A 16751-nucleotide genomic window follows, 5' to 3' on the forward strand; every position below is an offset into this window, starting at 1 on the left:
GACGACGGCACCGGAAGCGACGAGTTGGGCTCGAAATCTGAATGTGCTGGCTGTCCGGATTGGCCCTCGATTTTGTCGGCCAGAGGCACGCGAGCGGGCTCTGTTGCAAAGTTGGCCGGCACGCGGCGGAATGGCTGGACGCTTGATGGGGTCCTGGAAACTCAAGGGGATCAGGTCAGTCGCTCGCCGCAATCAACCGTATTGCGGTACTGGCCAACAAACTCATGAGAACCGACACCTTCTGCGACTCTTGACCGGTGTAGCGCTTCACTGACCGCTATCGTTTAGGAGCACCTGACCGAAGCCACGATACGACCACGATACCGACCGCCAGCGCGGTGGCAATCGTAGCAGGTCCCCAGAAATGGAGCGGACTTCCGAGCTTCTCCAGGTCGAGCTGGAGTATCGTCGCTACGGTGGTGGCCGGCACGGCGAGGGACGCGATGGCCGTCAGCGCCGTCAGGATCGCCGATTCCCGTCGCTGGCCCATGAGCTGCTCGACCTTGTCCCGTTCGGCGATGTCGCGGTTGATTGTCGACGCCAGCTCGTCCACCGCCGCCCGATCCATGAAGAAGCGGTATAGCCGATCCCCGATCGGATAGGTGGACGCCTTCGGCGGCATGTAGATCCGGCGGAACTCGGCCAGCTCACGCCGAAGGTCGAGACCCTCGCTTCCGATGCCGGCGTCGGGGAGGCCGGCGAGCCGCTCCATGAAATCCCACAAGCGGACCTGCTGGAGCGCCGTCAGCACGACCAGCAGATGGTAGTAGCGGTCGATGTTGACCGTCAGCGGCGTTTCGCCTGCGGCATAGAACAGCGTGCGGGCGCCGTGCTGGCCGACCAGCCAGTTCCGCCAGACCGCCATGGTGTTCCCGACCAGCCGTTCCTGTTCCGGCACCGCAAGGGTGTAGTCCGGACGTGCCGGCGGAAGTCCGGCAAGCAGGGCCGCCGTCAGGGCGTCGGGCTCGACGCCGGCCGCGGCGTCCCGCGTCACCATCAGGATCAGGGGCACGTCATGGCCGAACCAGTCCAGTTCCTCAGCCGGTTCCACACCCATCGGCAGCAGACGGCGCACGACACCGCTCAGCGGCATCACGCCGTCGCCGACGTGCCAGTCCGGCAGCCGCTCGGATACGGTTCGCGGAATCCAGGCCGGCAGGGCGCGGTTGAAGCGCAACACCTCGTCGGCCGTCAACAGACCGGCAACTTCGACGCGGAGCAACAGGAATCCCCATTCGTCCAGCGCCAGCAGATCGACGACCCGCAGGGCCGCCGCCGCATCCCCGCAGCGCAACTCCGTCGGCGGCACCGCTTCCATTCTCCAGCGCCGCCCATGGTCGAGGCCCAACCTGCGGCGCAGTCCGCCAAGGAAGAAGCGCGCCTGATCGTCCGGAGTGCCCCACGCCGGGCCGGCCGCTCCATCGGCGAGTGCGGTCCAGCCGACCGGCGGCGCGGCGGCTTCACCCGGAAGCCCTGTCCGGACGGGCACGAGCAGCCAGGCGGCAAGGCCAAATCTTGCGTCCGCGGGCAGGGAATCGGCAATGCTCATGAGTCGACCAGCTCCACCTCGTCGAGATGCCGGAGGACCTGTCCGTCCCCATGGCGTTCGGCCAGAACCCGAACCCGTCCGGGCTCGTAGCCGGCGGCCTCAAGGGCATCGCACATGTCGGCCCCCACAGTCGCGGCACGCTTGGCGCGCGGCTTGGAGTACCAGCGGTCAACCGCCTCACCGGCGATGCGCAGGGCGCGGGCATCGCGGCACAGCACAGGCTCGTCCGTCGAAAGATACATGCAGGCCCCGTCCAGCATGTCACGGCGGCGGTTGTCCGGTCCGGTGGCCCAGAACTCCCAGATGGGAAGCGCGGGCTGATCCGGCGTGCCGAGGCGGGAAAGCCAGGACCGGCCCTGAAGGGTCAGCGGCTTCGGCGGCGCCAGAGCCGTCACCCGCGCCTCGATGCCGCGCCGCTCGGAAACGGACGGCGCGCCGTCCAGGGCGACGCCATGCGCGGCAAGGGCCTGGGCCAGCCGATCCCTTGCGTCATGACTTTGCGCCAGCGCGATGTCCGCCTCCGGAACCAGCAGGTCGAGCATGCCGTCCAATGGGAGAGCGGTGGCGGAGCCCAGGCGGAGTTCCCCCAGCCAGCCGCCTCCGGGGTCCGCCGCCAGCACGAGACCGCCCTCGACGAATCTGCCGATGCCTTCGCCCACCGTATTGATGGCGATGGCCTCGTCCGGAATGCCGAAGCGGGCCAGGGCTTCGCGTCCGCCATCATCCCGCATCGCGTCCAGCTGCAACGACAGGATCCGGTTCGGAACCCCGTCCCGCGGTTCCAGGAAGCGCCGCCCGTGAAGGTTCGACGCGGCCTTGTCCGGCGGAAGCCGGGGAAGATCGTGCACCTCGCGCGGCAGCAGATTTCCGGTCAACCCGCAGACGAGAAACGCGCGCTCGACATCCTTGACCAGCGCACCTTCCCGCAGCGACAGCTCCCCGAGCTCCGTCGTCCGCAGCCCCGTATCCGTAGAGTCAATGAGCCCCAGCGCCTGCAACCGGTCGAGAAGCTGAGCCGCGAACCGCTCGCGAACCGCCAGCAATGCGTGGAGGTCGTCCGTCCGGTCGATGCCGGCAGAGATGACGGCGAGAAGCGCCAGTTCGATCTCCGACATGTCCCCCCGCGAGCGCTCGCGGAGGACGACCTGGACCTCGATCACCGGGTACAACACCCGCCCGATCAGAAGCGGCCGGGCTCCGGCGGCGACGGCGGGAACGACGAAGCGGTCGAAGGGGATGAAGCGCCTTGGCTGCATGACTGACCTACTCGCCCGTCAGGGTGCGGGCATCGATGAACTGTCCGTGCCTGCGCGCGTGCGTGCGCAGGCCTTCCATTGCCGAGCGGAAGGCTTCCTCCTTCGCCACGGGGTCTTTCCGCCGCCTCGTCATCGTCGCCATGTCGGCGATCAGCACGAGCTGATGCCTGGTCCGCGTCATTGCCACGTTGAGACGGCGCCAGTCGGACAGGAAGCCGATGACGCCTGCGGAGTTCGCCCTGGTCAGCGTCACGATGATCAGCTTGCGCTCCTGTCCCTGGAAGCTGTCGACGCTGGCCACCACGTCGCGGGCCGGCAAGGTCAGTTCGGCGATCGGCCCTCCGCCGGCCCGTGCCTGGTCGAGCGCGCGGCGGATCTCCTCGACGTGGCTCTTGTACGGCGCGATGATGCCGACCTCGCCATCCATGGCGACGTCCGGTCTTTCGGCTAGAACCCGGTCCAGCAGCGAGACGGCCAGCTCCGTTTCCAGACGATTGCCGAGCACCTCCGTCCTGCCGCCGGCGCGTCGGGAGCTTTCGCCGCGGCGCGGGTGCAGGCTGGTGTCGACCAGCACCAGCGGCGACGTGAAGGCACCGCACAGCGGTGTCGCCGCCATGCCGGGACCGGCATGATAGCGGCCCTCGTAGAAGCTGGACGAGATGAAGTCGCTGATGACGGCGGGACAGCGGAACTGGGTGTCCAGAACCGCCTTGCGGTCGTCCGGCACGCGCCCCCACAGATGCTCGAACCAGCTTACGTTCATGAGCCCGTCGTCCTCGACGTAGCGGGCCGTCAGGGCGTCACGGAATTCCGGCTTGACGATGGGCGGCAGCTGCTTGTGGTCGCCCACCAGAATCGCCTTCGGCGCGCGCGACAGGGGCACGATCAGATCCTGGACCTGGACCTGTCCCGACTCGTCGGCGATCACAACGTCGAACTGCACGTCGCGGAAGGCGGCGCTGGTATGGATGCCGATGCAGGTCGCCCCCACCACGTCGACGCCGGCGATGAGCTGGGGATAGAGGGTTTCCTGCCGGCTCTCGGCGACGGCGTTCCGCCAGCGCCCGACCAGAAGACGGAGATCGGCAAGGCGTCGCGCATCCTCAAGCAGCCGCTCCCGCGCGCCGAACCGCAGCGTCTCGATGGTCAGAGTCTCCCAAGGGCGAAAGCGGGGCGGCAAGGACGAGTCCGGAATGGGCGGCAGCTGCGAGCGGAACCGGGCGCGCACAGACGCGGCCTCACCGGCCAGCGCGTCGACATCGGCCTGCAGGTTGCCCAGCCGCGACTGCGCCGCGGCCACGGCCTGCTCGGCCTCGCGCTTGCGCTGTTCCGCCGCCGAAAGCGCCTTGGTGGCGAACGGTTCCTTCATAGTGGCCCAGAGTCCGCCGACGCGGGCGAAGGGCGCACGCCAGCCGCTGGCGGAAGCCGCCTCCTGCTGCTGGACCAGAAGGTCGTTCAGAGCCTTGCGCTGCTCTTCGCACTCGGTGCCGGCCGCAGCCGCGGTCTCCCTGGCCTGCCGAAGGTCGGCGCCGATGCGGGACAGCGCCGAACGGGCGTCTTCCTGCCTGCGTTCCACCGCCGCCAGTTCAGCAAGCGCGGCGTCCTGCCGCGCGATGGCGGCCGGTGCCTGCCCGGCCCAGGCTGCCGCCGCATCGAGATCGGCAAGGACCGTCTCGACATCGGTCAGCAGCCGCTTCTGCAAGGTCGCCGCGCAGTTGTCGATCAGGAAGGGCTGGACCGCGGTCGAGACCTTGTGTTCCTGCCCGAGGCGAACGCAGGTGGTGGCGGGATCGCGCGCAAGACGCTCCAGCACATTGTCGACCGCCTTGTTGTTCTGCGACGTAACGAGGATTCGCTTGCCCTCGGCCACCAGATGCCTGACCCAGGCCAGAATGACCGTGGTCTTGCCGGTCCCCGGCGGTCCGAGGACGAGGAAGACGTCCGGACTGCCGGCGGCCCGGTTCATCGCCTCCTGCTGCGACGGCATGGGCGTCGCGCCGGGAGGCGGTTCGACCGCGGGAGCGTGGAAGGGAGGAAACGGGTGCTCTCCCCCCAACAGGGGAAGGAGCCAGCCGTTCGCCGCCTGCCCCGTGGCCAGACGGTCGATGACCTGTTCCCGGACCCGCCTGAGGACCGGCGGATTGGCGAGGCGCAGTTCCCCCGTCGCAGGGAGCGCCGCCGCATCGATCTGGCGCGGCACCGAGACGACGATCTCGCCCGCTCCGGCCTCCAGATCCCGCACCTGCATCTGCAGCGTATCGCCGCTCGCCATGTCCATGCGTTCCAGCATGGCGGCCTTCCGCTCGATCAGCCGGCGGTGGTCGGCTTCCGGCAAGGTCAGGCGGAACTGTTGCTGGACATTGCCACGATGCGCTTCGGCCCGCCGCGCCACATACTGGAAGGGCGGCTCGGTCCTGAGTTCCTCATCCTCCAGTTCGTGGGCAATGTCCGTCACCTGGCGGAGAAGGTCGGCCGCCCACGCCACTCCCGACTCCCCGATTTCGGCGTCGGACCCCGCCTCGCCTTCGCCATCGCCGTCCTCGTCAACCGTACCGCCGCCCGCGGAGGCCGGAGGGGCATTGAGGATCCAGCGGACATAGTCGCCCGACCGGTAGGCGTCGGCACGTTCCTCGAACCTCTGGCGCAACGCGGTGCCGCTCACCAGTTCGACACCTTGCACCCGTACCCGCCCGCCGGCTGCCAGGATGCCGGACTTGTCACGGCCCAGGGCCGGCGTCACGCCGTTCTTGCTGAGGATCAGCTTCGGTGCTTCACCGTCGGGCACCCAGGCGGAGATGAGAAGGCGTCCAGTGAGAATGTCGACGTAGGTGCGGCCACCCTCGCGAGCGGGCCGGCAGCGCACGCAGCACATCGTCGCCTGCGCAAGTTCCGCGGCAAGCTGGTCGAGGCTGGGAACGGTCGCGCCCGGCCAGCGCCCGCGGAAATCGGCGGCGTTGCGCGGCAGCAGGATGGGGAGAGCGCCCGGAAGCGTCACCAGCGATGCGGGATCCCAGAAGGACAGCCGGTCGGCAGTCATGACCGGGCTCCGGCCAACTGCGCCTTCAACTCCTGCGCGGGAACGCGGCCTCCGATCCGGACGATAGGCGAGCGCCCGCAGAATGACGGCTTCCAACGCGGGTGTGACGCCGGGCGCGAGCGCACACAAGGTTCCGGGGCCGACGCCGGACCACCCGTCGCCATCGCCGAAATAGCGGAATTCCTGACCCGTCATCAGCCACCAGGCGATGGCACCGACGGCGAACAGGTCGGTCCGCTGGTCGAGGGGGAAATCCGGCCGGTCGGTCTGTTCCGGCGCGGCGTAGCCGGGCGTGCCCTCCAGACCGCCGCGGCGCTCCAGGGCGAGGCCGAAGTCGATCAGCGCCACCCCCTTGCGGGGATCGCGGGGATCGCGCAGCAGGATGTTCTGGGGCTTCAGGTCGCGATGGAAATGCCGTGCGCGATGCACCCAGCTCAGTGCCTCGCAGAGATGCCGGAGGATCTCCACGCGTGCCGCGGCTTCGGCGGGTCCGCGGACAGCTGCCGCGGAAACCGCGCCGGACAGCGGCGTGCCATCCATCCAGTCCAGCAGCAGAAAGCCGAAGCCGTCCTTCTCGAAGTAGGCACGGTATCGCGGAAAGCGTTCCGGATGGTTGAGCTGGCGGTTGAGCGCCGCCATCTCCCGGCGGATCGCCCCTCCGTCGTTCCGCTCCAGGCTGAACTGCTTCAGGGCATAGGTGAGGCCGTCCAGGCTGCTGCGCACCTTGAAGAGCGCGCGGCCCGTGTCCGCCATGGGATAAACCTCGGCAAGGATGTCCAGGCGAAGGTCGAGACTGACCGTCAGCATGGTGTGTGTCCGGGTGCCCACGCCATCGCCTCAACTCCAGCCCGAGACCAGATCGACGAGGGCGCGGCCGGTCGGCCGTTGGATCGGGTCGGGAGACAGCAGCCGCTTGACGTCGGCCGCAGCGGACGGCGGCAGCGCCATGCCGGCGGCGATCTTCTCCCAGAAGCCCGGCTTGCCGCGGCGGACGGCGAGTTCCTGGAAATCGCGGAACGGCAGCGTGCCGGCCAGCATGCGGATGGCCAGCGCACCCAGGCTGTAGCTGTCGGTCGCCGGCCCCAGGACTCCCCCGACGAACACCTCGCGCGCCTGATACTGCTGGTCGAAGAGCCGCCGGGCGTCGACCAGCAGCGTTGCCACGCTGTCGAGCCGGGCGAGTTCGAAGCCGGTCAGAACGGGGCGTCCATCGCGGACCCGCAAGCTCTTCGGCGTGATGCCGCGGTGGACGACGTCGGCTTCGGCGAGGAGCGCAAGCAGTTCGGCCAGGTCCCGCAGGATCGCGAGCCGTTCGGCCCGCGGCGGGTCGCCGCCCAGCCATTGGTCGAGGTCGGGTGCCTGCACGGCCTCGAGGATGACATAGTAGGCGTCGCCGTCCTCACCGTGTCCCAAGAGGCGTTCAAGGCGGGGATCCTGCGGCAGTTCGCTGAGGATCTCCGCTTCCCGGCCGAGAGCGGCCAACGCCGCATCCCGGTCGCCGCGCATCAGGCTCTTGAGGCGGTAATGCTTCAGAAGAACGGGCTTGCCGCGGTTCGACCGTCCGGTGTGCAGCGCGTGGTATCCCGTCTCCTGGGCCGGCTTGCGGTCGAAGCTGTATGATCCGATGCGCCACGCCTCCGGATCCTCGGCCTCCTCCTCCTGCCCGGCGGCCAGCCGCCCGGCCACCTCTTCGATCTCCGCGGGCGAGAGAAGGCGGACGCGGCCCCCTTTCGACTGGCTCCGGAACGGTTTGAGAAAATCGGCGAGAAGCGCCGGAAAGCGTGCGGTGCCGGCCACCATCACCTCGCCGGAGATCAGCGGCGCGGCATCGACCTGCCCGGAGGCGCGCACGCCGAAGACCTGGGCCCCGGGGTTGGTGAAGACCACCGCGGCCATCTTGCGCTGCCAGTGATCCAGTGGCAGGTCCGGCACCCAGCCGCTGAAGTGGCGCAGCGCCGTCTTGAGCTTGTTCACCGGATTGCGTTCCGGCTTGCGCCGTTCCGGGCGCATGTCGGCGCCCGATTCCAACGGGATCTCGATCCGTCCCCAATGGTCCTTCAGTTCGAGGAGCACGAGGCCTTCCGGGATGACGAGCACGCCATCGGCGAGATACGAGGCGCGGGCGCGGTCCACGGTCATGCTGCCGAGGATGCGGAAACCCGGATAGCGGTTCGAGCGAAACAGCGCGTCCGCCAACTCCGCAAGACCGCGCCGCTCATGGTCGCGACCTTCCTGCGCCCCGACGAAGGGATCGTAGGGCCAGTGGTCGCGCTGGAAGTGCAGACGGGCGCTCGAACGGAAAGACGAGGAAGCTCCAGTCCGAATCCGTGCACACCCGCTCGCCGAGCGCACGCCAGTCCGCGTTGGTCGCCGATTCCCCATGCTGCGCGACCGCACGGGCAAGGCGTTGCGGATGCAGGCCATCCGTCGCCAGCACATGGAAGCCGTCCTTGGGCATCGGCAGGGTGCATGTGACGATGCGCGGAGCGCCATCCTGGCCGAGGGCGGAGAGCGGCTGGGTGGTCGATTCGATGGCGAGCCGGGCGCGCTTTGGGTTGGAGGCGTCGACCAGCGCAAGGTTGCCGACCGTGGCGACCTCGTAACCGTCGCCGTCCGCCCGGACCAACGCGGCGACGGCCATGAGCCGGGCCGTGCTGAAGCTCCGCAGGCGTTCGTGCATGCGCTCCAGGATCGCCTCGAGCGGGATGTCGCGGATCTCCGACCCGAGCGACTCCAGCACCTCGACGCACATGTCCGCCGCCAGCTTCGGATAGGAGCATCCGGAAACGCCATCGATCACCGCGGCAAAGCCCTGGTCGTGCCGAATGAACACGCGGTCGGCGGCATCGGGTGGAGGGGCAGCGGGAAGGAAGTCCTTGAAGTGCAGCATACAGCCGACGTTTGTTCAAAAATGGCTTTGCGCAACTCCTATCATAAGCTGCAACAGCTCTCCAGATCGTTTCCATGCCAGAAATATGAACCAGGTCACATCCGTCAAGGTGGTGGAAATTGGAAGGTGGTCAGGAGCGCCGCAGCCGATGAGCCCGCCATCACACCGCTCCCCTCAACAAAGGCGGCCTGACCGACGGCGCTCCTGACCACCTTCCAATTTCCACCACCTTGACGGATGTGACCGGAAGAGCGGCGCCAAGCCCGCGCTTGGCGGACGCGCTTTCGACGCGATCCAGGCACTTACCTGGCTTGCCTCGAACACCTCGCCTGCCAGCAAAGCTTGCCGACTTAGAAAAAAGTGCATCCGAAGCGAAAAAAGCACTTCACAGCCCGGCACGTGGTCGCTATAAACCCGCCCACACCACGGGGAACGGCAAACGAGCCGCCTCGGTGACGGTCTGGGGGATCGTCTAGCGGTAGGACAGCGGACTCTGACTCCGCCAGCCTAGGTTCGAATCCTAGTCCCCCAACCAACCTTTCCTGGAAATCCTTGCACATCAGGCACTTAGGGCGAAGCCAACAGGCTGGTTCCCCAACTGTGCCATCAGCCTGCGCCAACGACGGTTCGGCGCCCTTCACGGGGGAGTGCCGGGGATGTGGCTTGGGGTCCATCTCTACCGCCGCGGATCCGTCTACTGGTGGCGCCGGATCCTGCCGGTATGTGGTGCCGCTGTCGGAGATGGCCGCGCTCCGATAGATTTCTCGAAAAAAATCGCCGGTCGGGAGATACGCCTCTCCCTGCGGACCAATATGCCCGGCCTCGCACGGCAGCGAGGGCGGCGTTTCAGCGTCGTGGTCGATGCCGTGCTCGCACTCCTCGGCGAGGTCATGCAGGCCGGCACCATCGACACCAGCGCGCTCCGCGCCCTCCTCCAACCGATCCTGCTTGGCGAGCTGGAACGGGCGGAGGTGGCCCGTGCCCTGGGCGGGGAGCGGGGGCCGGAGGAGATCGCCCGGCGGGTCCAGGCCGAACTCGACGCGGTCGCCACCATCGAGGACGCCGTCCGGCACAACCGTCTTGACGCCGCCCGCGCGGTGCTCGAGCGCGCCGTCACCATCGGCCTGCCGGTGCCGGCGGCGGAGACGGCCGAGCACAGCTACCTCGCGCGGCTGGTGCTGCGCGGGCTTCCCCGCGTCCACCGCATCAACGCCGAACGGGAACAGAACCACTACGACGACGACCTCGCGGACGTCCTGCCGCCCTTGCCGGCCAGTAGCATGCCGGCCGGCGCGCCGTCGGACACTGCGGTTCCCGGAGCCGGGGGTCGGCCCGCCGTCGTACTGGCGCCGCAGGCGCCGGTGCCGACCGTCATGCCTGCGCAGGTGGCGGCGCAGCCCCCCTCGGCCGCGCCCCCCGTGGCATCAATCGACCCCGTTGAACCCTGCGCCAGCCCGGTGCCCAACCGGAAGGAGGTGGACGCCCACCCGCACTCCCTGGCCAGTCAGCCCGCAGTTGCTGCTGCGGCGTCCGTGTTCGTCACGACCTCCACTGCCGCGGCTCCAGCGAGCCCGATCGCCGGCCCCTCTGCCACCGTTGTCGACCGGACGCCCGAAGCGACGGCGGCGGAAGCACGCCCCCAGCCGCAGAAGTCCAGCCCGGCAAAGGACTGGACGATCCAGCAGGCCATGGGCGAATGGGTCCGCCGCCGTCAGCGCGATGCAAACCCCTTCAAGACAGCGTCTCTGTGCAAGGAGGAGGAACGGAACTACCGCGTTGCCGCGGAGCTGTTCAGCAGCCTCATCGGCGACCACCGTGCCATCAAGGTGACGGAAGAAGAAGAGTTGCGGTTCAGGGGGGAACTGCACCGGGTTCCGAACCTGTTCGGCCGCGGCGCCTATCGCAACATGACCGGCGCCGAGGCCGTCGCCAGGGCGTCTCGGAATGTCGGCGCCGACGTTGCGTACGCTTCGCTTGTGGCGCAGCAAGCGCCTGTTTTCACAGCCGGCGGGGAGCGACTTCGGTGGACGTCAACTCCTTGAGAGACTCGCCATTGCCGCCCTACTCAAACGCGGTTGGTCGGTGGCGGCGATCGCCGACCTCCTCGCGACGCTGGATGATCCGACGCTGACCGCGTGCATCGTCGCCGAGGCCCAGGGCGGCGGCGCGGTTGGAGTGCCCCCTGGACCGGCGGCGCCTTTGACTCAGCGTGGAACAGCGCCCACCATGGGCGCAATGATCCGGAGGAGGTCGTCGTCGGCCTCCAATTCCTCCAGCATGCGGGGAAGGCGGCGGCGCCAGTTCGGGTGTTGGTCGACGGTTCCGGGAAGGTTGGGCTGCTCGTCGTCCGCCAGCGCGTCTTCGATCTGAACCATCACGATGCGCGACGGGGTGTGCGCCAGATAGGCGTGGACGGCGGCGGACAGCTCGACGCGGAACGGCTGGTCGCCATCGTCGGTGGGATAACTGTCCGGACGCAGCCCCTCGCGGGACAGGGCCTGCAACAGGCGCCAGCGGTCGACGCCGCGGTCCCAGCGGTCCTTGTCCCGGCTGGCATCGTCGGGATAGAGGCTGAGACGCCGGCGCCAATCAAGGTCGCGGCCGGTCCAGAAAGCCCTTGAAGGGTGCCAGATCATGCGTGCTGACCGTCGCCATCGACCCGGCGGGATACTCGCCGGGAGACTTGAAGCCGCCGTCGACGGTGCGTTCGAAATACAGCACGCGGTAGCTGAGGATGCCGGCCTGCTCCAGAGCCGGCCGGAAGCCTTCCGGAACGGTGCCCAGATCCTCGCCGATCACGACACAGCGGTTGCGGCGGCTCTCCAGCGCCACGATGCGCAGAAGGTCGTGGAAGGGATAGGCGACATAGGCGCCGTCGCTGCCGTCCTCCGGGATCCAGAACAGGTGCTGCAGCGCCATCACATGGTCGATGCGAAGCGCCGCCGCATGGCGCATGTTGGCGCGCAGAAGCTCGACGAAGGGGCGGTAGGCGGCCTCGCGCAGGCCCAGCGGCGACAGCGGCGCCAAGCCCCAGTTCTGGCCCTTCAGATTGAACTGGTCGGGCGGCGCGCCGACATTGGCGCCCTGCACCAGCATCGACGGATCGGACCAGGCGGATCCGCCGCCGGGATGGGCGGCCACGGCGAGGTCGCGGTAGAAGCCCATGGCAAGCCCGGCGGAACGGCCGCGCGCCGCCGCCTCCCCCAACTGGCGGTCGGCCTCGAACTGCGCCCAGGCGAAGAAATCGACGCGCCCGGCATGGTCGGCGGCGAAGGCGGCAACCTCGGCGCTCCCCGGATCCTGGAAGGCTGCGGGCCAGCTGCGCCACATCCACAGCGATGGGTCCTTGCGGAAGAAATGCTCGTGCAGGGCATCGAACAGGGCATGGCGGTCGAGCGCCGCCCCCATCTCCTGCCGGAAACGGGCGTAGGCTGCCTTGCGCGGATGGCCGTCGGGCAGGCCGCGGAAGCGGGCGTGCAGCCCCTCAAGCACCGGCAGCTTCAGCGCGGCGACCGCGGGGTAATCGACCAGCTCCGCCTGCCTTGCGGCGGCCAGGGCGGCCTGGAAGGCGGGGTCCGCGATCCGGGTGCGCAGGTCGTCGGCATCCGCCAACTCGGGAACGGAGGACGGGTCGATGTAGAGGATGTTGAGGAACTGGCGGCTGGACGGCGAATAGGGGCCGATATGGTTCGGGTCGGCCGGGAACAGGGCATGCAGCGGGTTCAGCCCGACCAGCCCGGCGCCCAGCCGGCCGGCGACCTCGGCGAAGCCGGAAAGATCGCCGAAATCCCCCATGCCCCAGTCGCGGCCGGACCGCAGGGAATAGACCTGCAGCCCGATGCCCCAGCAACGGCCGGCCGGCACCATCTCCTCCACCGTCACACAGCGGTCGGGCGCCACGATCAGGGTGGTGGCACCGGATGGACCGGCGCCGCCAGGGGCCTCCACATGCACCGCCAGCCGGTGATAGCCGATGGGCAGCGACACCGGCAGCAGCCCCCCAAGTGCGCGGCGCTCATAAACCGTGCCGTCCACCGTGGTACGCTCCTCCACCGGCAGATCGCGGATCGCGACGCGGCCGCCCTGGGCGATCCCGCCCTCCGGTGTCAGTTCCCAAAGCAGCGTAGCGTCATCCAGGCCGGCAGGCAGGGCGACGCCCAGCCCGATCCCCTGCCCTTCCCCGGTGACCAGGACCGGCGGCAGCGGGCGGCTCCAGGACCGCCGCTCCACCCTGCGCAGGCTGGCGGCGACCTCCTCGTCCGTGGCGGCCGCCAGCCCCATGGCGGCGATCAGCGCCCGCTTGGCGGCGGCGGAGGTCTCGCGCCGGTTGCCCCAGATGTCGTGATAGAGGGGTTCTACTCCAAGCAGATCGGCCAGCCGGTCGAGATCACTCATGCAGGGTCCCCGCGGGTTTGTACGGAAAGGGTGTGGGGCTAAGGGATTGGGGGCGCGGAGCGTGGCGTCAATGCAGACCGGCGGCCTATGCCATCGGCGCCTCCCGCGTCACCCGGCCGGAAGGGCGGATGCCGCCTGCCCTCCGGCACCCGGTGGCGGGACGGAGGAGGAGGCGGAAACGTCGTCGGCGGGGATCGCCGGCAGGGCAGCGGCGGCCGCCTTGGCCTGGGCGATCTGCTCCAGCCGGCTGCGGTAGCCGGAGACGGCGGCGGACACCTCGCGCGTCATCGCCTCCAGCGGGCGGTCGGGATCGACGGCCTGCCATCAGGGCGCGCGACAGGGCCTGCAACTGCTCCCGGTCGTCGACGGGGACCGGTCCGCACTCCGCGGCGGCGCGGACCTTGTCGGCCAGCGTCTTGACGGCGCGGGCCACCGCCTCAACCGGGGCATGGTCGCCGTCCTCGCCCAGCCGGCGCAGCAGATCGTCCAGGAAGCCGCCGATGCGGCCGACATGGTCGATGGCCATGCGGTCCGGCGCCCGTCGCGCCAGCCCGTCCAGGGCGAATTCCACCAGGAAGGCGACCTGGATGCTGGCGCGCAGCCGCTTCTGGGTGGTGACGGTCGAAATCGCCTCGTTCAGCTGCATGCGGGCGCCGGACTGGGTCCACTGGCCGACAGCCTTCAGGCGGAGCGTGTTGGGGGCGTCCAGAACCGGCACCTGGGCGCCATCGCGCGGGGATTTGCGGCGGTCGGGGCCGGTATAGTCGGCGGTGACGACGAAGCCCTTGCGCGCCTCGATCAGGCTGACGATCCGGTCGCGCACCTGCTTGGGCGACACCGGCTTCATCAGCAGATCGTCGCCGCCGACATTGGTGACGCGGGTCAGCAGTGCCGGAGTCGGCGCCCAGGTGGTGACGATGACGCAGGCGAAAGGGTTCGGCACGGCCGGTTCGTTGCGCAGGGCGCGGATGAAGCGGAAGGCTTCCGAATCCTCTCCGTCGGCGTCGAGCAGCAGCAGATCCGGCATGGCGGCGGTCAGCAGCCCGGCGGCGGCCCTCACCGAATCGAACAGCTCCACCCGGCGGAAGCCCAGGCGGATCAGCACGTCGCGGAACACGCGCGCGGTGTTGAGCTGGCTGTCGATGATCGCGGCGTCGACCTGCGAGAAATCGTAATCCGGCATCGCCCTACCCGAAGCTCCGCTGCGACCGTGACGGCACCACGCCCCGCAGGCTAACACGCATTGTCTCCGGCCGTCGCGGTAGCATCTTCACCGGGGAAAAGAACAGTGGGCAAAGGACCGCAGGGGCCGGTGCATGCCGTGCCACTGCCGCTCCACCGCTCACATCCCCGCCTGTTCCACCAGGGTGAAGACCAGCACCGTCCGCCCGTCCACCAGCACCGACCGGCCGGCCAGATGCAGTCGTTCGTCCCCCGCCCCGTCGGCGACGCGGGTGTCGAGCAGGCAACGCCAGCCCCGGCCGCCCGGCACGTCCGGCAGGGTGACGGTCAGGATGTCGGCATGGGCGTTCAGCACGATCAGCATCACGCCGTCGGACAGCGGCTGCCCGTCCGGCCCGGCATGGGTGCCGGCGCGGCCGTTCAGCAGCAGGACGATGCAGCGCGCCTGGGTGTTGCGCCAATGCTCGGCGGTCTTCTCGACACCCTGGGCATTGTACCAGACGATGTCCTTCAGCCCGTTGGCAGCGGTCTCGCGCCCATGCAGGAAGGTGGGGCGGCGCAGGACCGGATGGGCGCGTCTCAGCGCGATCAGCCGGCGGACGAACGACACCAGCGCCCCGTCGCGCTTCGCCCAGTCCAGCCACGTGATGTCGTTGTCCTGGCAATAGGCGTTGTTGTTGCCGTCCTGGCTGTGCTCCAGCTCGTCGCCGGCCAGCATCATCGGCGTGCCCTGCGACAGCATCAGCGTGGCCAGCAGGTTGCGCTTCTGCCGCGCCCGCAGCTCGTTGATGCCGGGGTCGTCGGTCTCGCCCTCCGCCCCGTGGTTCCAGGAGCAGTTGGCGGAATGGCCGTCGCGGTTCTCCTCGCCGTTCGCCCAGTTGTGCTTGTCGTTGTAGGCGACGAGATCGTGCAGGGTGAAGCCGTCATGGGCGGTGATGAAGTTCACGCTGGCCCAGGGCCGGCGCCCGCGCTTCTCGAACAGGTCGGCCGAGCCGGCGACGCGGCCGGCCAGTTCCGGCAGCATGCCGTCGTCGCCGCGCCAGTAGCGCCGCACGGTGTCGCGGTAACGGTCGTTCCACTCCGCCCAGCCCGGCGGGAAATTGCCGACCTGATAGCCGCCGGGGCCGACGTCCCACGGCTCGGCGATCAGCTTGACGTCGGCCAGCACCGGGTCCTGCCGCACCGCGTCGAGGAAGCCGGAGCCGGGGTCGTAGCCGTAGGGCTCCCGCGCCAGCACCGTGGCGAGGTCGAAGCGGAAACCGTCGACATGCATCTCCGTCACCCAGTAGCGGAGACTGTCCATCACCATCTGGACCACGCGCGGGTGGCTGAGGTTCAGGGTGTTCCCGGTGCCGGTGTCGTTGATGTAGTAGCGCGGGCTGTCCGGCATCAGCCGGTAATAGCTGAGATTGTCGATGCCCTTGAAGGACAGGGTCGGTCCCAGATGGTTGCCCTCGGCGGTGTGGTTGTAGACGACGTCGAGGATCACCTCGATCCCCGCCTCGTGCAGGCGGGCGACCATGGTCTTGAACTCCGACAGGACGCCGGTGGTCATGTAGCGCGGCTCCGGCGCGAAGAAGCCGATGGTGTTGTAGCCCCAGTAGTTGGTCATGTTGCGGGTGACGAGATGCTGCTCGTCGGCGATGGCCTGGACCGGCAGGAACTCCACCGAGGTGATGCCGAGCGCCCGCAGATACTCGATCACGCTCTGGGTCGACATGCCGGCGAATGTGCCGCGCAGATGGGCAGGCACCTCCGGGTGGCGCATGGTGAAGCCGCGGACATGGGTCTCGTAGAGGACCGTCTCGGTCCAGGGCACCCGGCGGTGGCGGTCGTGCCCCCAGGTGAAGGCGCCGTCCACCACCCGGCATTTCGGCATGCCGCGGGCGTTGTCGCGCCGGTCGAAGGATAAGTCCTCCTTCGTCGAGCCGACACGGTAGCCGTAATGGGCATCCGACCATTTGAAGCCGCCGAACAGCGCTCTGGCATAGGGATCGATCAGCAGCTTGTTCGGATTGAAGCGGTGCCCTTCCTCCGGCTCGTAGGGACCGTGGACGCGGTAGCCGTAGAGCAGACCGGGCCGCGCGTCGGGCAGGTAGCCGTGCCAGACCTCGTCGGTGTGTTCGGGCAGCGTGACCCGCTCGACCTCGCGCTGGCCGGTCTTGTCGAACAGGCAGAGCTCCACCCGCTCGGCATTGGCGGAGAAGATCGCGAAGTTGACGCCGAACCCGTCCCAGGTGGCGCCGAGCGGATAGGGCTTGCCGGGCCAGACCGGGGTGCGGGCGGGGGTGGAGGGCATCAGCGGGTGGCCTGTGTGGTGGAGGTCGTAGAGGTGATCGGCAGGGCCGGCGATGCGGCGGGGCGCTGGGTCGCCGGCCGGCGGATGGAACGTTTGGAACAGGATGAAACGGTTTTCGGGGCCTGTTCCATTGTTCCACGACC

General features: G+C 68.9%; 10 protein-coding genes and 1 tRNA gene. 2 read left to right on the plus strand and 9 right to left on the minus strand.

Going from position 1 to position 16751, the window contains the following annotated elements:
- Window positions 1-277: 277 nt before the first annotated feature.
- From F1643_RS10340 to F1643_RS10360, 5 genes are read right to left on the minus strand one after another with little or no spacing between them, the layout of a single operon-like run.
- Window positions 278-1549, minus strand: a complete 1272-nt coding sequence (locus F1643_RS10340) for a hypothetical protein (protein ID WP_194912996.1) — start codon at window positions 1547-1549, stop codon at window positions 278-280.
- Entirely contained in the window at window positions 1546-2805 is a 1260-nt protein-coding gene (locus F1643_RS10345; RefSeq protein ID WP_194912997.1) for a hypothetical protein, read from the minus strand. The genes F1643_RS10340 and F1643_RS10345 overlap by 4 nt, the downstream gene beginning before the upstream one ends.
- A gap of 7 nt (window positions 2806-2812) precedes the next feature.
- Window positions 2813-6649, minus strand: coding sequence for an AAA domain-containing protein (locus tag F1643_RS10350; RefSeq protein ID WP_194912999.1), 3837 nt, complete (start codon window positions 6647-6649; stop codon window positions 2813-2815).
- A gap of 30 nt (window positions 6650-6679) precedes the next feature.
- Window positions 6680-8038, minus strand: coding sequence for a protein kinase (locus tag F1643_RS10355; RefSeq protein WP_194913001.1), 1359 nt, complete (start codon window positions 8036-8038; stop codon window positions 6680-6682).
- Window positions 8039-8057: 19 nt separating this feature from the next.
- Entirely contained in the window at window positions 8058-8732 is a 675-nt protein-coding gene (locus F1643_RS10360) for a SpoIIE family protein phosphatase (RefSeq protein ID WP_194913002.1), read from the minus strand.
- A gap of 461 nt (window positions 8733-9193) precedes the next feature.
- Here F1643_RS10360 and F1643_RS10365 point away from each other — a divergent pair.
- Together F1643_RS10365 and F1643_RS10370 are read left to right on the plus strand one after the other, a co-directional pair.
- Window positions 9194-9267 (plus strand) — tRNA-Gln (locus F1643_RS10365).
- 277 nt (window positions 9268-9544) lie between these two features.
- Window positions 9545-10774: a hypothetical protein gene (locus F1643_RS10370; RefSeq protein ID WP_194913004.1), complete on the plus strand. Its 1230-nt coding sequence runs from the start codon at window positions 9545-9547 to the stop codon at window positions 10772-10774.
- A gap of 162 nt (window positions 10775-10936) precedes the next feature.
- On the opposite strand, the gene F1643_RS22855 is transcribed toward F1643_RS10370, so the two are convergent.
- The 4 genes from F1643_RS22855 to glgX form a co-directional block, all read right to left on the minus strand.
- Window positions 10937-11368: a 4-alpha-glucanotransferase gene (locus tag F1643_RS22855; RefSeq protein ID WP_255542629.1), complete on the minus strand. Its 432-nt coding sequence runs from the start codon at window positions 11366-11368 to the stop codon at window positions 10937-10939.
- Window positions 11322-13127, minus strand: a complete 1806-nt coding sequence (malQ, locus tag F1643_RS10375) for a 4-alpha-glucanotransferase (RefSeq protein ID WP_255542630.1) — start codon at window positions 13125-13127, stop codon at window positions 11322-11324. The genes F1643_RS22855 and malQ overlap by 47 nt, the downstream gene beginning before the upstream one ends.
- Before the next feature lie 85 nt (window positions 13128-13212).
- Window positions 13213-14310 (minus strand): two-component system response regulator, encoded by a 1098-nt coding sequence (locus F1643_RS10380; protein WP_255542631.1) that lies wholly within the window; start codon window positions 14308-14310, stop codon window positions 13213-13215.
- Window positions 14311-14469: 159 nt separating this feature from the next.
- Window positions 14470-16608 (minus strand): glycogen debranching protein GlgX, encoded by a 2139-nt coding sequence (glgX, locus tag F1643_RS10385; RefSeq protein ID WP_194913006.1) that lies wholly within the window; start codon window positions 16606-16608, stop codon window positions 14470-14472.
- Window positions 16609-16751 lie beyond the last annotated feature (143 nt).

The sequence above is a fragment of the Azospirillum sp. INR13 genome (genome assembly GCF_015390205.1).
GTDB lineage: Bacteria > Pseudomonadota > Alphaproteobacteria > Azospirillales > Azospirillaceae > Azospirillum.